The sequence below is a fragment of the Massilia sp. NBRC 108631 genome, assembly GCF_059704565.1.
This window is the reverse complement of the sequence record NZ_BAAKJE010000010.1, coordinates 87,051-106,695: the sequence shown is the minus strand read 5'-3', so window position 1 is coordinate 106,695 and position 19,645 is coordinate 87,051. Positions and strand designations below refer to the sequence as shown.

Here is a 19,645-nt window from a genome sequence, read left to right as displayed (position 1 = left end):
CCACCGGCCGAAGCTGAAATGAACTACTATCGTCAACTATCGAGTCAAGCCATCCCGGCATGACTCAAACCGAGGCGCCTCTCAATATCCCGGTCCGGTTCAGTCGCATTCTGCGGCTTCTTCGCGGCGTTACTTGCCTACGCTATCGCGCCGGACAAGCTGCAGGGCTGGTACTGGCTGGCATCGATTACGTTAGTGCTGTCAGTGCTTTTTGTGCCCAAAGTGACGGTGGGTATCGTGGACAAGACAGGAGCGGGGGCGGTAACAGTGGTTGACAACGTGCCGTTCGGACTTGCAGCGCTTGGCTCGTTGACCAGCAGAGTGGGGAATACTTTGACCGAGCTTTACGAGACCGCTATGCAGGCATTGCCAGGAGCCGCCGGACTGCCGTCAGAACTGGCCTACCAACGTAATGGCTTGTTGTTCGGGAATCGATTGATCCGTGAGGCGAGCAAGGTCGTGTTTCAGAATCCCGCATTCCGAATGGACATGATCAACTTTATTGGGAATTGCACGATGTACGATCTTGCATCCGGCCACCTATCTCCGGAAGCGTTTGCGTCCTCCGACGACGTGTGGGCGGAAATGGGATCGCCAAACCCTGCCAGGTTCACGACGATCTCCGACGCGTCGGGCACAATGACAGTGATGCCCTGCACAGAGGCCTATGCAAATTTGAACGGCCGCATACCCGTTCAGGTAAACCTCCTTGAGGGTATCTTAGCCAGGCGAATGAACCCAACGCTATCGGGCGCCGCCGCTGCTGCGGTGATTGCCGGCCAGATTCAACAAGCCTATATCAAGAACGGCATCGCGGACGCAGCCGCCAGTGCTACCGCCATCATCCGTCAGAACGCGTTGATCAATGCGCTAAACGATACCTCGTTGATGGCAGGGCAGAAGATCAATGACCCCGCGTCTATTCTTCTGGCCGTTGGCAGGGCGCAGGCCGTCGCACAAACCAATGCTGCGTGGATCAACAACGGCAAGGTAGCTGAACAGGCGCTGCCCGTCATTCGCAACACCGTCGAAGCCATAACCTACGCCATCTTCGTGATTGTGGTCCTGTTGCTGTTGCTGACCAGCGGTCGGGAAACCATGACGGGGCTTAAGAATTACGTGTCCATTCTGATCTGGATCCAGCTCTGGCCCCCGCTGTATGCGATTCTGAACTACATGGCGATGGTGTACGCCGCGCGCGATTTGGCGGCGGCAGCAGCGGTGGGCAGCGGCGCGGGTGCACTGTCCTTGCTCACGTCCTCTTCGATTTACTCCAGCGCGATATCCGGCGAGGCCATTGTCGGCTACATGACCATGAGTATTCCGTTTATCGCGTGGGCGGCATTGAAGCGGATGGAAACACTGGGTACTGCCCTCGTTTCGGGTGTCCATGGATTGCTATCCTCGGTCAGCAGTAGCTCTTCAGCGGCGGCTACCGGGAACGTCTCAATGGGCAATACCAGCATGGACCAGGTGTCGCTGGCTCCTAATCGGACTTCCGCATTCTTCCGCAGTTGGCAGGACAGCGCTACCGGTAACACTTATACCTCGAGCGTACTGAGTGGCCTAACGGCAGCGAAAGCACTGGCGAATGAAGGCCCCGTTTCGCGTGTCATTGACACGAAGATCTCGCAGCAGCATGTCGAGGCGTCGTCGCGCTCGGTTGCGGCCGCGAAGGCGGAGACGGTCGCTGCGTCACAAGAGAAAGCTGCGGCATTGAGCGATGTTTTGGTAAGTGCGAATTCCAGGGTGCAGTCGCAAAGCCGGACTGATGGAAGTTCGACATCGAGCAGCGAACGAGTCGGTGAAAAGATTGGAGAACTGATGCAGATTGCTAAGTTAGTCGCCGCTTCGACTGGGGCGAGCGAGCAGCAAGTGGCGTCAGTGGCATTTGGCGGGACGTCCCACTTGGGTGTGGGGTTGCCCGGCGCCGTGAAGGGCCTATCACCAGTGGACGTTGGCGGGCGGATTTTCGCCGATGCTGGCAAGGACTATTCTGCATCCGCCCAAAAGCAGGATCAACGGATAGAGAGCACGCTCGGTAGTGAGGACAAGGCGAAATTCAAGGAATTTGCTGACATGGCCACCAGAAGCACCAGCACTGTAGCGTCAGTGCTTAGCGACCACCGAAACGGAAACGAAATATCTGCCCGTCTGGCGGAGAGCGTGGCACGTAGTGAGCGGGCCGAAGCAAGTCTGCGAGAGCAGACGGAGTTCTCGGAAAGTCTCTCAGCTGCGTACCAGCGGGGTGAGTCCATTAGCAAAGATCTGGCAAAAGATCCGCAGAACATCGACCTGTTCGAACAGCTCCTGCAAGGCGAACGTTCGGATAGCACGGCTGGTCTAATCAAGCTCGAATCGTTCCTTGGCAATGTCGCCCGGACGCCGGCTCGGATAACTAGCCCTGGTGGCCTACCTGCGTCGTTTAGTGACGTTAGTGATGAGTATTTGAAGGCTAGGGCGCAGCGCAAGGGTGGGGGGGATGTAAGTGAGGCGATGGTCGAATATCGACAGCGCGTCAAATCCGAGCCTCGTACGGGAACACAACGCCAGGGCAATCAGGATAAGGGTGGTGATAGCGTGGGTGTGCGGGAAGAGATCGCTCGCAAGGGCAGCGAACTGGCTCAAAAGGCGAGCGAGCGTGAAGAACGCTTCGACAATGAAAAGGTTGGAAGGACGGCGGAGAACCACGTATCCGCAGAGTCGTCTTTGCTTGAAAAAGCAAATGCTCAGGTTAAAGCGGACCCGGATGTGGTAGCGAGAAAGACTAAAGAGCTCCTGGAAAAGGTCGAGCAGAAATTGAAGTAAGCCTGCTATCTGCGAATGTGGCGATTTCGGTGGAGTTGAAGCCGCCCGTGGGAGTCAAACGCGCGCGAAGGGTGCCAGTCGTCCCAGCTATTGGCATCGAACTTGGCGGCACGTTCGTCGGGCAAAGAGGGCGGATGGCTAAGCATCCAGTCGATGCAGCGGAGAATGAGGTACAGAATGATCAAGACGGATGTAACGACTGTTCCAGCGATGAGTGCACGAGTAGCCAGGCCCGTCTGGACGAGGAGCCAACCTCCTACCATGCCGCAACTTGAAAGTAGGAATAGGTGTCTTAGGATGTTCATGTCACTACCTCTTGGAGGCCGAAAATGCGGATTCTACCTGTTGCATTGATTGCTGCTAGCTTTTCGTTCTGGCCCGATGCTCACGCTGTGTCGCTGGCCGGCCGAGCCACAGACGAGAGCGTGTGCGATCTTTCCCCCATGACCAATTATCGGCTGACCCGTAAGGTGTTCGTGCCAGCTAGGACGCGCGGCGCGGGTGAAATTTACGCTCGTCTCGCGCTTCAATTTGTTACCACTGAATGCAAGAATGGGCAGCTCCTCATACTACACACGGAGTACGGCAGAGCAGACGACGACAGCGCATTTCGCCAAGTCAGCCATGAGCTCTGCAATATCTCCGATGTCCAACGCGAACCGACGCCGACATCCGACTATCCGCATTCGTTTCAGATTAAATGCCGGATCCAGAAAATGCAAGATGCCAAAGACCGACTTGCCGCAGCCGAAGCGAAGCAATCCGTGGACGAGATGATCCGCACCCGCTCGCCATGGATCGAGTCAGATAGGCAATCGGACAGTGGACTTCAGCAGGACGGGAAAAACGAGTGTCCGAAGAAGCTTACCGTTGGCCAGGTCCTGTTCGGGATGGGCGGAAACTGCGGACGTGACTAGTGGAGAGCAGAATGGACGAGCAAAAACCGACGGGGATGCCCGCAGATACGCAGGCCTTGTTCATGCAGATGTGTATGGATCTGCATGCCCAACAACTGGCGCTGAGGGAAGAGCAGCGCGCGCTGGCGCGCGAACGCAGATCAGAACGGCGCTGGAATCTCGGGTTTAAGACCGTGCTGGTGCTGGGGCCGATCGCGGCAGGCGCTGTCTTCCTGGCCGGCTATTCCGGTGTGTCGTTCGGTCCGTTCAACGATGCGGTTGGCGTTGTGCACATCAAAGGAGAGATCGCCCAAGGCGCGCTCGCGGCGGCCGACAAAGTGGTGCCTGCTTTGGAGGACGCCTTTACTAACAAGCGTGTGAAGCATGTGGTGCTCGCGATCGATAGCCCTGGCGGCTCGCCCGCCGAGGCTGAGAGGATCAATTCGGCGATCGCGCTACTGAAGCAGAAATACCCCAAACCGGTCACTGCGGTGATCGGAAACGTCGGCGCTTCGGCCGCCTACATGAACGCCATGCAGGCGGATCGCATACTGGCGGGGAAGTACAGTCTGGTGGGGTCCATCGGCGCCATCATTGCACCATGGCAGCTGGACCGAGCGATCGCCCAGATACACGTCAGCCAGCGGGTGTACGCATCCGGCAAGTTGAAAGCGTTCCTCAATCCTTTTACCCCGCTGTCGAAAGAGTCCGACGCGAAAGCCTGGAGGCTTGTGAACGACGTGGGCGCCGTGTTCGTTGGCGAGTTGAAGGCGCGCCGTGGGCATCATCTCAAAGCGGGGACCGACTACGGCACTGGCGAAGTGTGGAGTGGTATCGAAGCGAAAAAGATCGGGCTCGTCGACGAGATCGGCAGTCTGGAGGATTTGCTGAAGACAGCGCCCGGTCTGAGGCAATTTGACTTCGGACCACGTGAGCCGTCCATGACGCACTTCGCCACTGCTCTCGGAAGATCGATAGCCGAAACAGTCGTCGACTCCGGACGAACTGCCGGTTGGCAGCTTCGATGAGGTGAACTGGTTCATACTTGACCTAGCACGCGATGTCCGACTGGCGACTGGCGACCCGCAGCAGCCGCCCCAAAGCAGATAGTCATCAGAACGCTGACAACAGCCGTCAATGCCTTCACCTGGCCCATTGACAACAATTACTTGCTGCGGCCGGAAATCAGGTTCGTATTGATCCACGATACCACGTCCGTAACCGCGAAGCCGCGTTGGCTATTGAACGTGCCACGCTTGTCCCAAGCGACACCCCGACCTTGAGCGAAGGCTGCACGATACTTGCGCATCATATTGTTCGGATCGCGTGCGAGTTCGTCCAGCAAATACTCTTCGCTCCAAACCGATCGGCCAAAGGGGCGGCCTAGGGAGGACTCCAGTTTGTCCGCAACTTCGCCATAAGTCACGGTGTCGCCGGCCAGGAAGACAATCTCATTCCGGATTCGAGGTATAGCGAACAGCACCTCGGCAGTCAGCGCTCCAATATCATCGGGAGTTGTTAGCGTCACAGCGGTGTCTAGGCTGCCCAGTGCATGGACTAAATTTCTTTGCAGGTCTACAACGCCGAATTCGGGCTCGAACAGATAGCTCATAAACATGCCGGTTGAGATAATGACCCACTCGGTCACGTGCTGACTGCGCAAAAGCTCACGCACGTCCAACTGTGCGTCGAAAATGTCCTGCGGACTCCCCCGTCCGATCACGTCAAAATCGACGCCGAACTGCCATGGAAAATACGTTGGAATTCCCGCCTGCAAGGCAGCGCGCGCCAACTTCATTGGCGTGTCGACGCCAGCCGCGTAGCCAGCGCAACCTACGACGGTGTCATAGCGCGCGAATAGCACGGCGAGCTCATCGATGGAGCTCTTGACCAGATCGCCTAGGACGATCTCAATCCCAAGATCCCGAATCTCCGCGATATCACGCTGCTTGTCCTCGTAGTTTGACTCAACGGCACTTGCACGCAGCAGGACGCTGACCTTCACCCCACTGATCGACTTCGCGCGGTTCGCGAGACTGCGCAGCACCGGCAGGCCGAGTTCACCGGCGCCGAGCACGAGAATGTTTTGAGACATGGCGTCAGGATCTGCTGGGTTCATCATAAGTGGTACAAGCTGTTGGCGGACTTGATCGGACATTATTGATTCTCCTGTGAATTTGATAGCTTCACTGTAGCGATTGCCGCGATGCAGAAAAAGTAGCACTGGAGGTTTTCAACATTCGAAAAATCCGAATAATCATGAGTTATAGTTCCATTTTCGCTAATCGCATGAGGGCAACACATGGACCGCGTACAAGCAATGCAGGTATTTCTTCGCGTGGTCGAAAGCGGAAGTTTTATTCGTGCAGCGGGGACGCTAGGCTTACCGGCGTCATCAGTGACCGGCATCATCAAACGGCTGGAAAAACATTTGCGGGCACGTCTGCTCAACCGCTCCACCAGAAACCTTAGCTTGACACCAGAGGGCGAGCGATACTTTCACCGCTGCCGCGAGATACTTGACCTGATTGACGACACGGAATCCAGCCTGCACGGCTGCGCTGAGCACCCGCAAGGGAGAGTGCGAGTGGATATGCCTGGCGGAATCGCGCATGCCGTGGTCCTTTCCCAGTTGGCGCAATTCCAGGCGCGGTATCCGGATATCTATCTAATGATCGGCATAAATGATCGTCAGGTGGACTTGATACAGGATGGCGTCGATTGCGTGATCCGTACAGGTAGCCTCCACGACTCGACGCTGGTCGCGCGCCGCCTAGGCGAGTTGCGCTGGATCACCTGCGCGACACCATCCTATCTAAATCAACAGGGCATTCCCGAAAGTCTGGAGGATTTGCAACGCCACCGCGCGGTTCACTACTTTTCCAGCACGACTCGGCGGACGGGTGAGCTGCATTTCGCGGAGGGCGGAGACAGGGTTGCTGTGCCGGTTGCCGGCACGGTTGCTGTTAACGAGACTGGGCTGTACATCAAACTGGGCCTAGCCGGAGGCGGCCTGATGCAATTGGCTGAGATTTTGGTGGCCAACCATTTGCGCAGCGGAGACTTAGTCGAGGTACTGGCCAACATGCGACCGGAACCCGTGCCGGTGTCGCTGATCTACCCTCATCACCGCTTTCTCTCGCCGGCCATGCAAGCGTTCGCCGATTGGACCGCCGAGCTTTTCAGCAATGTCTGCTAGTGGCCGATCTCTGCCGATTGTACTCGATGGCGAGTTGTGCTTTAGCGATCAGGCCTCCGACGATCCACAGCTGCGGTTCAACCAGAAAACTACGGGCTACGCCTGGTACTCGGCTCCACAGTGGATGCAGACACACCGCTTGCGCAGCACAACATTCACCACTACACCTGCCCAGCATCGAGCCCGAGACTGCCGAATCGAGACTGGTAGGAAACAGGCGGTGGTACGTCACGCGTCCGCAGACGGGCCAAAAAGTTCAAGTGACGCCGCGATTTCGTTGGGATTCGACTGCGAACCTTCGGTTGGGTTCAGCTGCCCTTCGTAGAATGGGGAGCTGTCACGCCGACTCTGCGATAATAGGCCTGCGTAGGCGAGCGTTCGGAGCCTGCTTACCCGTTTGACCCCTTTGGCGAATTGCATCAGCTCGTCATACAGGGGAGGGTTGTCCGCGCGGTCGAGTTCGAAGTTGATTCGCAGTGCCTTGGCCATGTCATTCTCCGGTGCCTACATCGCCGGTTTGCTCAGCGCCGCCGACATGGACTTCCGTGCCGGCGGCCAGCGCATTGGCCAGGTCCATCCCGGCGTACTGAAAACCTTTGACATTGGCAAAGATCGGGTCCTTCAGCTCATGGATCGTGTGGCGCGGGAACGCTGCTTTCAATGCCGGCTTGTAGAAAAACGCGCCGCCGCCCACCAAGATGATGTTCCTGATGTCGCTGGCGTCGCCGACGTAGTGCAGCATCTCCGCGACAGCCTGCTGCGGTATTTTCTGCGCCAGCGGCAGGTGTCGGGTAAGGTCGTATTCCTGCTGGAAGACCACCGGTTTTTTTCCAGTCCGTAGCGCCGCGTCCACGATCTCGAATTCTCGGAAGTGCGATCCCGTGTTGCGGCTGATCCCTTCAATGATCGTCTGGAGGACATCCTGCATTCCGCGCGGGACCGAGTTGCTCCGCTTGTCGATCTGCTGCATGCCCTGGGTGACCAGCCAGTCGAACGTGCGCCGGCCAGGGTCGACAATCAGACTTCGCTCCTTGCGCAGCTGGGCGACCTTGCTGTGCGTCAGCCCGTAGTACATCAGGGCTCCGGCAGGCTGCGCGATTGCCTTCACGCGCGCCACGCGAACGCGCCGGCCTTTGACCAGTTCGTGTTCGCCGGTTAGCCGGCGCTCCAGGGCGCTGACCAGGGCTTTGATCTTGAAGGTGGCCACGGGAAGGCCGACGACGAGAAGGTCGATGTGCTCGACGTGCATGTAGTGCAGGGCGCCCAGCAGCAGCGCCAGGTATTCCGGCGTGTCGCAGTAGCGGTCGTGTTGCAGCACGTTCGCATTGAAGACGTCGGCCGCCAGGTGCACGTCCGGCCCTACCTCGTACACCAGCCCTCCCGCAGGAATGCCGATGGTTTTGCGGCGAGTGCCCCACGCTTCGGCTTCCAGCGCGCCCTCCGACGGATGCGCCTGCGAAGGGAACATCTCGCAGCGCAGGTCTCCATTTCTGACTGCGGCGACGAATTTGGTGTTGCCGCGCCCGACATCCACGGCTCGTACGATGGGTTCCATGATTTTCCTCAATCCGTGTTTTGAAACAAGAATATGGACTGACGAATTTCTCGTCCACGTGGAAACGGCCGCTTTTGTTGGGCCTTTTGCCGTCGGAAGCGGAAGGGCAGGGTTTCGGCATCGGGTGGGCGAGTCGTGCAGCAGGATCGCCGATGAACGCCGCTATGCTCCGCGCTCGCAAAGCGTGCCGGCCAGTTCCCGGCTCGCGGTGGGGAATGGGCCGCGACGCGCCCGGCGGGTCTTTTCCGGCAGTCGTCATCCCAACTTTACAATCAGAGGCGATCGACCAGGCGGCATCCTTCCGGGGCAGGATCTTCTTTTGCGATGCTTACAAAATATTTTGCGCATAAATCGACAATTTTTCGATCCCTCCGCAGCCCTTGACAACCGTGCATCCGCCTCCTATTCTGCCAGCACTGTCCGGACCCGCTTCCGTGAACATCGAGTTCTGAATGCGGCGCTGGCTTGCGATACGGTCCGTTGCGGTCGTTACCCGTCTACTCGGCGATGCCGATGTCATGTTCGCGCATCGATGCGCTGATTGCGGTTCGTTGCTGCCTCAATGAGGCAGGGACGCCGCTGTTCTCTCTGTCCATTTTCTTGTAAATACGGGTGACTTCACCCAGGAATGCGTGGTCCGGCTTCGAGGCCCGCCTCGCGCAGCACGTCCATGCGGACGTGTCCGAACAGCACCGGCAAGTCCGGCTGCATGGGAGCGGCGATGCCGTCTTCCGGATTCTCCATACACCCCTTGGCTCGTACGGCCACCGCGCAGGCGGTGCCTTGTTGTGACGCCGCCGCGAGAAGCGACGGACAACCCGGTACGTACGGCAGCACGAAGCGGCCTGGTGGTAGGGCCGGGGATAACCGTGCGAGGTGGTGCGGCGTGTTTTATGCGGCGATGCCCGCCACGTGATGTCCTTGCTGCGCACTGCGCGGCACCGTCCGCCCAGGAGGCGGGACATGAGGCAGAAGGCGAAATCCGCTGTCCATGTACATGCTCATTTTTACGACACCGTAGTTATCCAACTCCATGCGGCGGGACCGGCCGCGCATGGTCTTTGAAAATCCGGGACTTGCCGCGCATGGCCCGTGCGGCAGGATGGGTGTGCGGGCCGCATGGGGCGCCAGCCGGCAATGGAGGCGCTTTCGTCAGGCAGGATTCGCAAGAAGCAGGAGGTAACGGCACATGGGAAAGACTGACGACTGGCGTGGTCGTCTTGCCGCGATCATCGACCGGCACAACGAAATGCACGCGTTCCGCAACAAGGTCGTCGCGCACAGCACGCGCGAAGCGCGCCGCCAGGCGCTGTTCCGGATGTTCGGTCTGCTGCGCCGGCTCGGCTACACGGCCTCGCCGGACAACTTGGGCGAGCGTCATGTCGCCGCCTTGGTCCGGTATTGGTGCGCCGACGGGGAGGAGGGCGGACGGCTGCGTCCGCAGCCATGCAGCGCCGCCTACATCCAGCAGCAGCTGTCCATTCTGCGGGTATATGCCGGCTGGGTCGGCAAGTGCGGCCTGGTCCACGAGGCGCAGGCTTATGTGAGCGATCCGGGTTTGGTGGCCAGGAGATACGCGGCCGCGTCCGATCGCAGCTGGGAAGGCGGCGCCGTGGATCCGTGCACCTTGATCGATCGGGTGGCGGTGATTGACCGGCATGTTGGCCTGCAGCTGCGGCTCATGCTGGCCTTTGGCATGCGCCGCAAGGAAGCGGTGATGTTCTGGCCGCATATGGCAGAGGTGCCTTCCTACGCGCTCCCCGAGGGCCACCCGGCCGCGCTACGCTTCGTCAGCTTCCTGCGCGTTAAGCGCGGCACGAAGGGTGGGCGCCTTCGCTACACGGCGGTGCGCAGCGACGAGCAACGGCAGGCGCTGGAGGAAGCGCGGTCGATGGTGCGCAAGCGCTGCGGCCACATCGGTGCGCCTGGCCTGTCGCTGAAGCAGTCGCTGGACCGCTTTTCCAATGTGGTGCGCAGCGCTGGCCTGACGCGCAATGATCTAGGCGTGACCGCGCACGGCTTGCGTCACCAGTTCGCCAACGACTTGTACTTCGAGCTGGCGCAGGTTCGTTCCCCGGTGCGTGGCGGCGATCCGTCCCTAGACCCTGCCGTGCGCCGCGACGCCTATCGCCAGGTCGCCGAACAACTTGGGCACCACCGGCCGCAGATCAGCACCGCTTATCTTGGATCGGTACGCACGAGAGGAGGGAGGAACGATGCGTGACGACGCATGGAAAGGGAATAGCGCGCGCCAGCGGCTGGGCGGCAAGGCGTACCGTCGGGGCCACCGGCGCCGGATCGGCTGGGACGCGGCATGGGCGGCGCGCTTTAGGCGCTGGGGCGCCGCGCTCGGGAGACTGGCGGTTCGCTGCCTGTCGCGCCTTGTGAATGCCGCACGGTTATTTCATATGCCGGGTCATATGCGAAACGTCCGCCGCTCGCGGAAGGTACTTCGCACAGTGCGGGGCTTCAAGGAGCCCGACTCCCATGCGCGCAGCTTGGCGTACTTGCGGGCGGTTGATCCGCTGGTATTCGAGGAGGTGGTGATGTCGGCGCTGGAGGACGCGGGTCTGATGGTGTTGCGCGGCAAACGGTACAGCGGCGACGGCGGTGTCGATGGTGCGGTATGGCTGCCGGGCCTTGGCTGGCATGCGGTGCAGTGCAAGCGCTACCGGGGGCGCATTTGCCTCGCGCATGTCAGTGCGTTCGGCTACGCAGTTGCGAGAGGGGAGTATGACGGCGGGTTGTTTGTCCACACCGGCCGAAGCGGCGGTGGCCTGTATCCTCAATTGGACGCCTGCTATATCGGTTTGCTGAGCGGGGATCGGTTGCTGCGGCTGATGCTGTCTCGAGTACTGGAGTATCGAGTTCGGGGTGGAAACTGAAACGTGAGGGCTGGTAGGCCGTATGAAGGTAAGACCGATGCGGCTGGTTTGGATCGCTCCTTCTCTGCCAGCGTTCGGGTTCGCGATCGGCCCGTTACACCAAGAGCGTGGTCAAAAGTGCAGTGCCAGGGAGGTCAGCCGATCATCCCCTTCGCTCCAATGCACAGATTCCATTGGCCCTCAGGGTGTTGCACTTGTCGGAGCGCGTGCCACGCCCTATCACAGCGTTCCACAGACGCTTGCATGACAAAAAAATATCTGTTCATTTCAATGCGGACCGGTTATCGTGCGGCAACCGTACACCTTCAAGTCAGGCGGCACCGGTACGGATCTAAAACAAGAGGCGGTGATGTACAATTTCAACGCGAACGTCGCAATGGCAGACATGGACCCAGTCTGGCGCCGCCAGATTACCGCTGATCTGGCTGGCGGGCACATCCATCATGTCCAGGAACTTGCGTTCCCGCCCGAATGCAACCTGGTCGACGTGGGCATTGCAGATGAACCGGACTATTGTGCGGTGTATGTGACGGCCGCCACGAACATTCAACTGGAAATTGTCCTGTATTTGCCGGACCTGTCGGCGAGAATTCCGCCGCCAGCGGTGGATAGTGAAATTTCATTGCACTGTACAGTCGAAACACTCCGCATCAAGACCTCCACAGTCAACGGCGCGCCAAATTCCGGCGCAAAGGTGCGCAGACCCGCCGAGCAAAACGACACCTTCTGCGACGCACTGGATCTCCAGCTGCCGACCCGGGTATTAAGTGTCGCCGGACAGGTGATGACTTGCGAGGTTACGCTGGAGGCCAGATGGACGGAAAAGATCGGGGTGGTCTTTGTGAGCCTGTGCCAGTTCACGTGGCAGGGCCCGGTAGGAGGCCCTTCGGGCGGCCACGGGGTCGATGACCCGATGATGCCGTGCGAGCAGCCGAACAAGCGGCAAAAGGCGAACGAGGCTGGTGATGCGCGGATTGCGCGCGTAGTGGCGCTAGACCGGGAGCTGCGCGTGGCCCTGCTGCGCCTGGTCGACGTGCCGAACCAAGATTTGTTGCCTCTGAACGGCGTGCCGCGATTCGTTCCGTTCGCATCGTACCGGCACTTGCTGCACGCCTGCCTGTGGGCGAATCAGTCGTCTCAAGCGGATATCGATTCGCCGCACGGGCTGGTATACCAGATTGTCCAGAACGTACGGGAGTACCACGGCCGCTGGAAGTATGGCTACATGCCTGCGCTGTTTCACTCGCAGAAAAAGATTCAGCCGATACCGTACCCCACCGACGACGTCGCCGCGCCGAGCTACGACGTACGTAATGAAGGATGGAACGTGCTTGACAATCCCGATGGTGGGCGTGTCGGCGCCCAGTGCAACCAGCTTGCCACATTGTATCTGGATGTGCTCGGCACGCTGGGCTTCAAAACGGGCGAAGTAATCGATTTGGAGCGGATATATACCGTGCACAACGGCACCACGACAATCCGCCACATGATGAAGGGTTATTCCGTACATGGCTTACTTTGCGTCCAGTTCGCCAGGGTGGATTGGTGCTACGATTCGACCATGAGCGTGCCGCCGGTGCGCTGGTACAACACGCTGGCGGAAGCCAAACAGCACAAACCGTTCATTAAGTTTGACGGCGACACCTGGCGTTATTTGACATACAAGGGCCATGCCGTGCCGGAAGTGCTGGCGGCCGACCATAGTTGCCGGCCCCTGGTTGTGCATCTGCCGACCGATGGCGCAGGTACATCGCGCGCCGGTGGTATTTGGCATCCGGGCAAAGGGCATATTCCGTATTCCGGCCCTGGACAGCCACGCGACGGCTCGGCGGATTTAACTGAAGCCGCGTTGGAACAGCAATTAGACAGATTGCGAATCGAGGTCATGTGCGACAACAACCCCAGCGAGGGGTACTGGGTGGACGGCACCCTGCATTTCATCGTGCCGCAGCTGGGTGTTGCCGTGGTCGCGCGCGCCGTCAAGTCGGGCGGCGGCGATCTTGGGGCGGTCAAGTGGCAGGTTGATGGCCGGCCGGCTGGGGTTGGCGTTAGCGCTGAGGTCCCACGAGCGGCGGCGGCGCGCCTCGAACTTGTGGCTTCGCTCGGAGCCGAAACTTCCAGCGTGGTTGTGTGGGTGGTGTGGGCGCAAATGAAGATACAAATCACCGGGACGCTGCCGGCAGACTGCCCGCAGGATATCGATTTCAAGCACGCCAAGGCGACCCCGCCAACTGACGAGTTGCGCCAGCTGGGCGTTCTGGCAAAGCGGGGTTGCGCGGTCGGCCGGATGGTTGCCATTGCGGCTCTGCAACCGGCGGAGGTGCGCCAAGTCAAATCGGCGCAGTGGAAAATGCGCAGGACCATCCCGGATGAGTGGACTGAGCGGGATAACCATGTCGATGCCCGCGATATCAGACTGAATCGTAACGATCAGCCTGAACCGAATACTAGAATGTATAACAACCAGCCGACGCTGCTAGGCAAACTTTATCTGTGCGATGCGCCCAGCATGGAGCTTGATGGCGCGGCTATTGTTTGCAAGACCCGCATGCAGTTCGACCAATGGCTGGAATTGGAAGGCCTTGTCTTTTCGAACCATGCTGACTGGACATACTGCGGAGCAAAGCATAAGGACTGGCGGTCGCCGAAAGCCAAGCTGTGGGTGGGTAATCATGCATGGGACGGCGACGAAGGAGACTTGGCATGACGCTAATAATTCGCGACGCGCAGATTCAGGTATTCCGCGCCCGCGCGCGTAACGTGTTCATCGAGCGCATGGCCGCCCAGTTGCGGTGCGATTACCCGGCGCGCTTTACTGCGACGGATACAGTCCAACATGCCCACGAGGGGGACGAGGCGTTCGCTTTCGTGCGCGCGGCCCTGACCCACGCATTAGAGCTGAACCTGACCAGCGAACGTTGCTGTAACCTGTACATCCGTTTGCTGTTGCAGGTCGGATGCCAGCAGGGCGAGGATCCATTGCCGGATGCGATTGCTGGGGTGCTGGCGCGGCACGAGATTGCCCCGGAAGAGCGGCTAGCCCAAGCCTATGCATTAGCACGGCGGAGACCGACGCGGCAAGGGCATCGTATACTGAGTACCCTGGAATCCAGTCCTGTCTGAATGGTTCTGTCGTTGGTTCTTAAAGGGTGAGGCCGAGGCGTTAATTAAACAATATCAAAAACAATCTAGTGTCATCGAACTCAAACTTGGAGGATTTGGAAAGATGGTGTCCCTAGGAGTGGTGCTGTAGATGGCTCACACTTTGTTCTTATCAAAGGCGAGAACTACATCGAATTCATTTTCGTAGTCGCTCTCGATTTCGTCAATTGCCGCGAGAAGGTCTTCGTGCGACATCACCTCCCCATTAAGTCGTATCACAGTCCCTGCAAGCTTTTTCTGAGTTGAATATAACGTGTAACTGCCGTCTGGCGACAAAATTGGCCTGCCAAAGATGATCATAAAGACCCCAACCCACATATCTCCTACCGGTGTGGTGAGGAAATTCAAACATGCCCATTCCCTAACAAGGTTAGGCAGCTTTTCACTGCGTGGAATGATTATCTTAAAAGCACTTGGCTCTGAGCTCAGAACGCGATCCATTTCGATCATGCGAGAAGAGTAGTGTGAGGCTTGCTCCAATGAGATCTCTACGGAATTTTGGATGTCGAGAAGCGCAAGAATCCTAAGTCCAGCTTCGATCGCCTCTTGCTCATTTTTTAGTTGAAAGGTCATTCCAGGGCTAATCATTTCGAGCGAAAGCAAGGATTTGCAATCGACTACGAAATCAATATAAGTCCGCTGTCCCTGGGTGGATACCAGTGCTAAGAATTTGAGGTGACGACTCAGTTCCCGAAGCTCGCTCTTTTTTCCGTGGAGCGTTAATCCTGGCGCGTTAGTTAGTTGAAGTCCTTGAGTTAAATCGAAGGGATTGAAAACTAGATCAAAGAAGTCACTGACGATCCTGGCTTTTCTTTGCTCTTTGTTAACCCATCCGTTAAAGGGAGAAGAGAACATCTTCACGGGAAATACAAACGATGGCCCGAGCCTATCGGTCTTGCATCTCAAAGTGCCTTCGCAAACAGGTTTTAGATCTGGCATTTCAAGTTTGACATGCCGATCACGTCGATAGGGTGTAGGGCTTCTTTTCCCAAATCTCTTCTTATAGGTAACGAATTCCGAAATATCCGCTGCCTCTGCTAAGCCCAAGGACATATCCACTAACTTAGCTATGTTCTCTGGGCCTTCCGCAGTGATGACAATATCCGCAAATCCGTCTTCGAAACCAACCATCCTCAGATACGAATTCTTTTTTGCGACATACTCAGCCATGCCATTTCCTACATACTTTCGCATTCTAGAGAAAAGTACCTCTCCAGATACCTCGGGCAACAGGTGGCTGTCATCATAATGGACTGTGATGGTCTTTTTATGCAGGAGGTGGCGTTGACCTTTCTGCTCGACGTCATTCACCCGGCTTAGAATCTTACGAATCATTGGTTCATCAACATGGCGCAGAAAGACTCTTTGCGCTGACTCTTTTCCGTCAAACTCAATAAACACGTAGAAGGAAGGCATGGGCGTTGTTGCCAGCCGGTGCAAGTTGGAGAGTTTGATTGCCAGCTTCCGATCACGGCCGTCCGTCGACTTAACTTGCGCCTTGCAAGTAAATGCGGCTTCGTGAATATCGGATAGCATCGACCCATCGTCTTTGAACCCCTCGAACTCCATGAGAAAATCCCAACCATCTCTGTCTACACTAGATGGATTTGCAGTAACTCCAACACTGGAGCACCACAAACTAAAAGCACTTTCCCCCATCCTGCCTAGATCTCTTGTGACCATGCTCAATTCCAGCCTTAAACATTAAGTATTTTTGTTCTTATTCGAACCGTGTGATGGTTGTATTTAATGACAACGAGGGGGTACCTCGACTCTTAGGATGGTTTCGCTTGTCGGAGCGGTTTGGCTTTGTTAACGAGGGGTAGTATGCCCAAAACATCATTTAATCAAGAACGTCGTCTTGTCCTGACCATTTAACCAGAGAGGAGCTCGCCCACGGCCCGTCCAAGTCGCTCCCGACACAGAATCCTTGTATTTCGCTGCTACAGGGTTGGTCGTCTTTGCAGGCTTCGATTTGCCCGTCAAGTCAGCTAGAGTAAGTCCATGTACCTTCATCAATTCAGCTATCTGAGCCTTAGCAGCTGAAATTTCCTTGGAGCGGACAGCTTCGGCTTGCTTTTGCAGTTCAGCGATTTGTGCTTGAATTTGGGAATATGAGGGCACGGTTTTTCCTTGGTGAGTGGCGAAATGGGCTATTGCAACAATTTACCATAGCAGTTGCTTCATGTGCAATTTTGATAAATCGTTGGATGCTGCCGGCGTCGCAAGGCAACAGGTTTCGAGCGCTTTGGCGCAGGTTGCGGACCATAAAAGGCTAGTTAAAAATAGGACAACAAATTGTGGACGCGGGATCTATACCGAGTTACTCTTGTAAAACCTTTAACAGGAGGAATAATGCGCCGATACTTGACTTGCTTGCTACTGGTAAGCCTCTGCTCGCTGGTGTCAGCGCAACCCCTGCGGGTGGCCAGCTGGAACCTTGGCTGGCACGTGGCAACCGCCGAACTACCCAACTGGATAGACAAGTGCGCGCGGTCGTACGTTAAGAATCCGGGCACCAAGCGATGGGATCTCGCCCCGGCCGGCGCCGTAGGGACAATCGGGTGGATGATCAAGGAGTCGCGCGCGAGTCTCGAAGGGGTGGGCTTATCCGTCATGCCGCCGTGCGGTGTTTACCAAAACGGCGCCTACGAGGGGATTGCGGTCACGGCGCCGGCGTTCGCCAACCGCCTGCGCCAGATCGACGGTATCATCAACGACGCGGTCAAGCCCGACGTGATCGCTTTTCAGGAGGTTTCGGGTACCGCTGCCGTGCGTGAGGCCCTTGGTAAAAACGCCGGCGAGTACCACATCTGTTCATTCGACGACCAGCACAAGGTGCAGCGGCTTGCATTTGCCTGGCGTAAAACCCTCGGTGCTCCGGCTGAGCCATGCAAGGTGTTCGCGCCCCTATCTCTCCCTGAGCTAGACGCCGACAATCAGGTGCGCCCAGCCCTGACGGTGGGCCTTCGCCTGGGAGGTCAGTTGGTCAGGTTCATGACGGTGCACCTCAAATCCTCCTGCGTCAGTGGGCTGCATCGCGGCAAGCTCGATGACGCCAGCCTGGACGCGTGTGTGACGCTCCAAAAGCAACTGCGGCCGTTGGAGGCGGCAGTGGAGGATCTGTCGGCCGGCGGCGCGCAGTTCGTCGTGCTGGGCGACTACAACCGCAATCTGTGGCATGACCAAAACACGGTAGAGGGCGCCGAAGCAATCCGCTCGGACGGTGAACGAGATTTATCCAAGGTAATGGCGCAGGGGGTTACAAGCCGCAATCTCTTCCGCGAAGTGTTCGACGCCGCGCCAGGCGGCTCCGTCAAGCTGATTCACTTGCGTTGCAGCGCGGACCCGGCTATCCAGAGCCTGTGCGACGCGTCGAAGACCAGGCTTTTAACCAAGGAGGAGGGGAAGGCGCTGTCCGCTCCGCTTGCGCTGGGGTGCCGCAACCCCATCGGCCTGGATCATTTCGTAGTCTCCAGTGCACTTGCAACAAAAGTTGTGTCTGCAGAGAAGATCCCGCTGGGCAAGCTTGGCGCCAGCAAGGGGCCGATCGAAGGCAAGCCCGATCCCCTGCTCGCGGTATCCGATCACTGCCCCATCGTCATGACCATCAATCTGTGAGGCGCGCATGAAACTAAATATCCTCACCCGTGAACAGCTTGTGAGCTGGCTGGCCGATCCACAGCCGGCGGTGTTTTTAAAGGTCGACTTGCTGGCGGACTCGGCACAGGTCGCGGTGGCTCCGCTCGCAGGCTGCGCGTTTATCGGTTGCATGATGGATGCGGACCTTACCGGCAAGGCGGCCGCAGCCGGTTGCGTGATCCTGCCGCCGTTGCCCCGCTTGGACGCCGCTCCCTTCGACCCCTATACCATCGCGCTATACACGCCCGAGGAGCTGTACAGCGGCTACGACCCGCACGATCCGGCAACCGGGGAAACGTATTTCGACCGCCGGGTCTATCTCACATACATGGACGCCAGCAAGCAAATCCTGGCAGTGCCGTTCGACGTAATGCTGCTCAGGCGGTTGCACGACGCGACCGTCGGCGCGGCGCTGGAACCGATCGTCGAGCAACACGGCGACAAGATCGTGGCCATCATGGGCGGTCACGATCGCTCGCGCAAGGACGCTATTTACTCGCAAGTGGCGCGGATGGCTCTGACCCTGAGCCAAGCGGGCTATACGATCGCGACCGGAGGCGGTCCCGGGCTGATGGAGGCGGGTAATCTGGGCGCTTATTGCGCCGGCTTTGCCGATCCGGATGAAACGCTGGCCCGGACCCTTGATGCACTTGCGCTGGGCAGCTTTGATCCGATAGCCCCGCAGTGGGACGTTTGGCTAAAGGAATGCTACACGGTGTGGAAGGCGATGGGCAAGCCGGCTGACCAGGCCAAGTCGCGCAGCCTGGGGATCCCCACCTGGTTCTACGGTCACGAGCCTCCCAACGTGTTTTCCACGGACATCGCCAAGTACTTCGAGAACAGCGTCCGCGAGGAGGGCCTGCTGGGGATTGCGCGGGCAGGCGTGATCTACGCGGAAGGCAATGGAGGTACGGTGCAGGAGATCTTTCAGGACGCCTGCCAGAACTATTACCGCAACTATGGCAAGTCCAAGAGCCCCATGGTGCTGTTCGGCAGCGACTACTGGAACCCGGACGAAATGGTGTTCGACAAACCCAAGACCGACAAGCGCAAGAAAGTTTTTCCGCTACTCAAAAAGCTCGCCACCGAGAAGGGTTTTTTTGATTGTGTCCACATTACCGACAGCGCCGACGAAACCATTAACTTTATTGTTAACCACCCACCCGCGCCCTGAGCAAGGCCAACAATGACGCCAATATCAGAGGCCACGGTTGCCAGCGTGACAAGTACGGCTCGTTGCCTCTCTTCCTGGCTGCTCTCATTTTTTTTCGGTGCACGCTGCGTGCGCCTTCTTTGAAATCGGCGCGCAGCGATGCAATGGTGGAAAGGGTCACTGTGGGAATGGTTCCTACCTGTAATCGTCGGAGGCTGTTGGCGGCGTGAGGCAACAGGCTCGGCGCTGGGTGACGACTCGTTGAGCTACGAGCCGTCCTCGCTAACACCATTCGGCTTGCTTTCCGCATTCGAGTTACCCGAGCCGCATTTCACTACGATTGCT

The 19,645-nt window shown here is 58.1% G+C and carries 16 protein-coding genes; 10 read left to right on the top strand and 6 right to left on the bottom strand.

What is annotated here, in order from left to right:
- The first annotated feature begins 84 nt into the window (after positions 1 to 84).
- From AC6H42_RS01150 to AC6H42_RS01140, 3 genes are all read left to right on the top strand, one after another.
- Positions 85 to 2,808: a conjugal transfer protein TraG N-terminal domain-containing protein gene (locus AC6H42_RS01150; RefSeq protein ID WP_497547231.1), complete on the top strand. Its 2,724-nt coding sequence runs from the start codon at positions 85 to 87 to the stop codon at positions 2,806 to 2,808.
- Positions 2,809 to 3,137: 329 nt separating this feature from the next.
- Positions 3,138 to 3,725, top strand: a complete 588-nt coding sequence (locus AC6H42_RS01145) for a hypothetical protein (RefSeq protein WP_497547229.1) — start codon at positions 3,138 to 3,140, stop codon at positions 3,723 to 3,725.
- A gap of 11 nt (positions 3,726 to 3,736) precedes the next feature.
- Positions 3,737 to 4,732 (top strand): S49 family peptidase, encoded by a 996-nt coding sequence (locus AC6H42_RS01140; RefSeq protein WP_497547228.1) that lies wholly within the window; start codon positions 3,737 to 3,739, stop codon positions 4,730 to 4,732.
- Between the two features lie 137 nt (positions 4,733 to 4,869).
- Here the strand turns inward: AC6H42_RS01140 and AC6H42_RS01135 are convergent, their stop codons facing one another.
- Entirely contained in the window at positions 4,870 to 5,823 is a 954-nt protein-coding gene (locus AC6H42_RS01135) for an aromatic alcohol reductase (protein WP_497547230.1), read from the bottom strand.
- Positions 5,824 to 6,006: 183 nt separating this feature from the next.
- On the opposite strand from AC6H42_RS01135, the gene AC6H42_RS01130 reads away from it, so the two are divergent.
- On the top strand, positions 6,007 to 6,903 hold the full coding sequence (locus AC6H42_RS01130) for a LysR family transcriptional regulator (protein ID WP_497547227.1): 897 nt from the start codon (positions 6,007 to 6,009) through the stop codon (positions 6,901 to 6,903).
- A gap of 228 nt (positions 6,904 to 7,131) precedes the next feature.
- On the opposite strand, the gene AC6H42_RS01125 is transcribed toward AC6H42_RS01130, so the two are convergent.
- From AC6H42_RS01125 to AC6H42_RS01115, 3 genes are all read right to left on the bottom strand, one after another.
- Entirely contained in the window at positions 7,132 to 7,392 is a 261-nt protein-coding gene (locus AC6H42_RS01125; protein WP_497547226.1) for a hypothetical protein, read from the bottom strand.
- A gap of 1 nt (position 7,393) precedes the next feature.
- On the bottom strand, positions 7,394 to 8,458 hold the full coding sequence (locus tag AC6H42_RS01120; protein ID WP_497547225.1) for a PRTRC system protein D: 1,065 nt from the start codon (positions 8,456 to 8,458) through the stop codon (positions 7,394 to 7,396).
- 618 nt (positions 8,459 to 9,076) lie between these two features.
- Positions 9,077 to 9,202, bottom strand: a complete 126-nt coding sequence (locus AC6H42_RS01115; protein WP_497547224.1) for a hypothetical protein — start codon at positions 9,200 to 9,202, stop codon at positions 9,077 to 9,079.
- Positions 9,203 to 9,647: 445 nt separating this feature from the next.
- On the opposite strand from AC6H42_RS01115, the gene AC6H42_RS01110 reads away from it, so the two are divergent.
- From AC6H42_RS01110 to AC6H42_RS01095, 4 genes are all read left to right on the top strand, one after another.
- On the top strand, positions 9,648 to 10,682 hold the full coding sequence (locus AC6H42_RS01110; RefSeq protein WP_497547223.1) for an integrase domain-containing protein: 1,035 nt from the start codon (positions 9,648 to 9,650) through the stop codon (positions 10,680 to 10,682).
- Complete coding sequence (locus AC6H42_RS01105; RefSeq protein WP_497547222.1) at positions 10,675 to 11,343, top strand: restriction endonuclease; 669 nt, start codon at positions 10,675 to 10,677, stop codon at positions 11,341 to 11,343. Before AC6H42_RS01110 ends, AC6H42_RS01105 begins: the two co-directional genes overlap by 8 nt.
- A gap of 349 nt (positions 11,344 to 11,692) precedes the next feature.
- Positions 11,693 to 14,050 carry a hypothetical protein gene (locus AC6H42_RS01100; RefSeq protein ID WP_497547221.1) on the top strand — a complete coding sequence of 786 codons (2,358 nt, stop codon included), beginning with the start codon at positions 11,693 to 11,695 and terminating at the stop codon, positions 14,048 to 14,050.
- Positions 14,047 to 14,466, top strand: a complete 420-nt coding sequence (locus tag AC6H42_RS01095) for a hypothetical protein (protein WP_497547220.1) — start codon at positions 14,047 to 14,049, stop codon at positions 14,464 to 14,466. Before AC6H42_RS01100 ends, AC6H42_RS01095 begins: the two co-directional genes overlap by 4 nt.
- Positions 14,467 to 14,601: 135 nt before the next feature.
- On the opposite strand, the gene AC6H42_RS01090 is transcribed toward AC6H42_RS01095, so the two are convergent.
- Together AC6H42_RS01090 and AC6H42_RS01085 are read right to left on the bottom strand one after the other, a co-directional pair.
- The gene (locus tag AC6H42_RS01090; RefSeq protein WP_497547219.1) at positions 14,602 to 16,188 is read right to left on the bottom strand and encodes a hypothetical protein; all 1,587 of its coding nucleotides are present in this window, start codon (positions 16,186 to 16,188) and stop codon (positions 14,602 to 14,604) included.
- A gap of 156 nt (positions 16,189 to 16,344) precedes the next feature.
- Entirely contained in the window at positions 16,345 to 16,629 is a 285-nt protein-coding gene (locus tag AC6H42_RS01085) for an H-NS histone family protein (protein WP_497547218.1), read from the bottom strand.
- Between the two features lie 327 nt (positions 16,630 to 16,956).
- On the opposite strand from AC6H42_RS01085, the gene AC6H42_RS01080 reads away from it, so the two are divergent.
- On the top strand, positions 16,957 to 18,126 hold the full coding sequence (locus AC6H42_RS01080) for an endonuclease/exonuclease/phosphatase family protein (protein WP_497547217.1): 1,170 nt from the start codon (positions 16,957 to 16,959) through the stop codon (positions 18,124 to 18,126).
- A gap of 7 nt (positions 18,127 to 18,133) precedes the next feature.
- Positions 18,134 to 19,321, top strand: coding sequence for an LOG family protein (locus tag AC6H42_RS01075; RefSeq protein ID WP_497547216.1), 1,188 nt, complete (start codon positions 18,134 to 18,136; stop codon positions 19,319 to 19,321).
- The last annotated feature ends 324 nt before the right edge of the window (positions 19,322 to 19,645 follow it).

Coding starts and splice junctions, on each gene's coding strand:
- AC6H42_RS01095 (WP_497547220.1), top strand. CDS start 14,047: ATGACGCTAATAATTCGCGACGCGCAGATTCAGGTATTCCGCGCCCGC.
- AC6H42_RS01140 (WP_497547228.1), top strand. CDS start 3,737: ATGGACGAGCAAAAACCGACGGGGATGCCCGCAGATACGCAGGCCTTG.
- AC6H42_RS01110 (WP_497547223.1), top strand. CDS start 9,648: ATGGGAAAGACTGACGACTGGCGTGGTCGTCTTGCCGCGATCATCGAC.
- AC6H42_RS01075 (WP_497547216.1), top strand. CDS start 18,134: ATGAAACTAAATATCCTCACCCGTGAACAGCTTGTGAGCTGGCTGGCC.
- AC6H42_RS01105 (WP_497547222.1), top strand. CDS start 10,675: ATGCGTGACGACGCATGGAAAGGGAATAGCGCGCGCCAGCGGCTGGGC.
- AC6H42_RS01090 (WP_497547219.1), bottom strand. CDS start 16,188: ATGGTCACAAGAGATCTAGGCAGGATGGGGGAAAGTGCTTTTAGTTTG.
- AC6H42_RS01120 (WP_497547225.1), bottom strand. CDS start 8,458: ATGGAACCCATCGTACGAGCCGTGGATGTCGGGCGCGGCAACACCAAA.
- AC6H42_RS01125 (WP_497547226.1), bottom strand. CDS start 7,392: ATGGCCAAGGCACTGCGAATCAACTTCGAACTCGACCGCGCGGACAAC.
- AC6H42_RS01115 (WP_497547224.1), bottom strand. CDS start 9,202: ATGGAGAATCCGGAAGACGGCATCGCCGCTCCCATGCAGCCGGACTTG.
- AC6H42_RS01135 (WP_497547230.1), bottom strand. CDS start 5,823: ATGAACCCAGCAGATCCTGACGCCATGTCTCAAAACATTCTCGTGCTC.
- AC6H42_RS01130 (WP_497547227.1), top strand. CDS start 6,007: ATGGACCGCGTACAAGCAATGCAGGTATTTCTTCGCGTGGTCGAAAGC.
- AC6H42_RS01145 (WP_497547229.1), top strand. CDS start 3,138: ATGCGGATTCTACCTGTTGCATTGATTGCTGCTAGCTTTTCGTTCTGG.
- AC6H42_RS01100 (WP_497547221.1), top strand. CDS start 11,693: ATGTACAATTTCAACGCGAACGTCGCAATGGCAGACATGGACCCAGTC.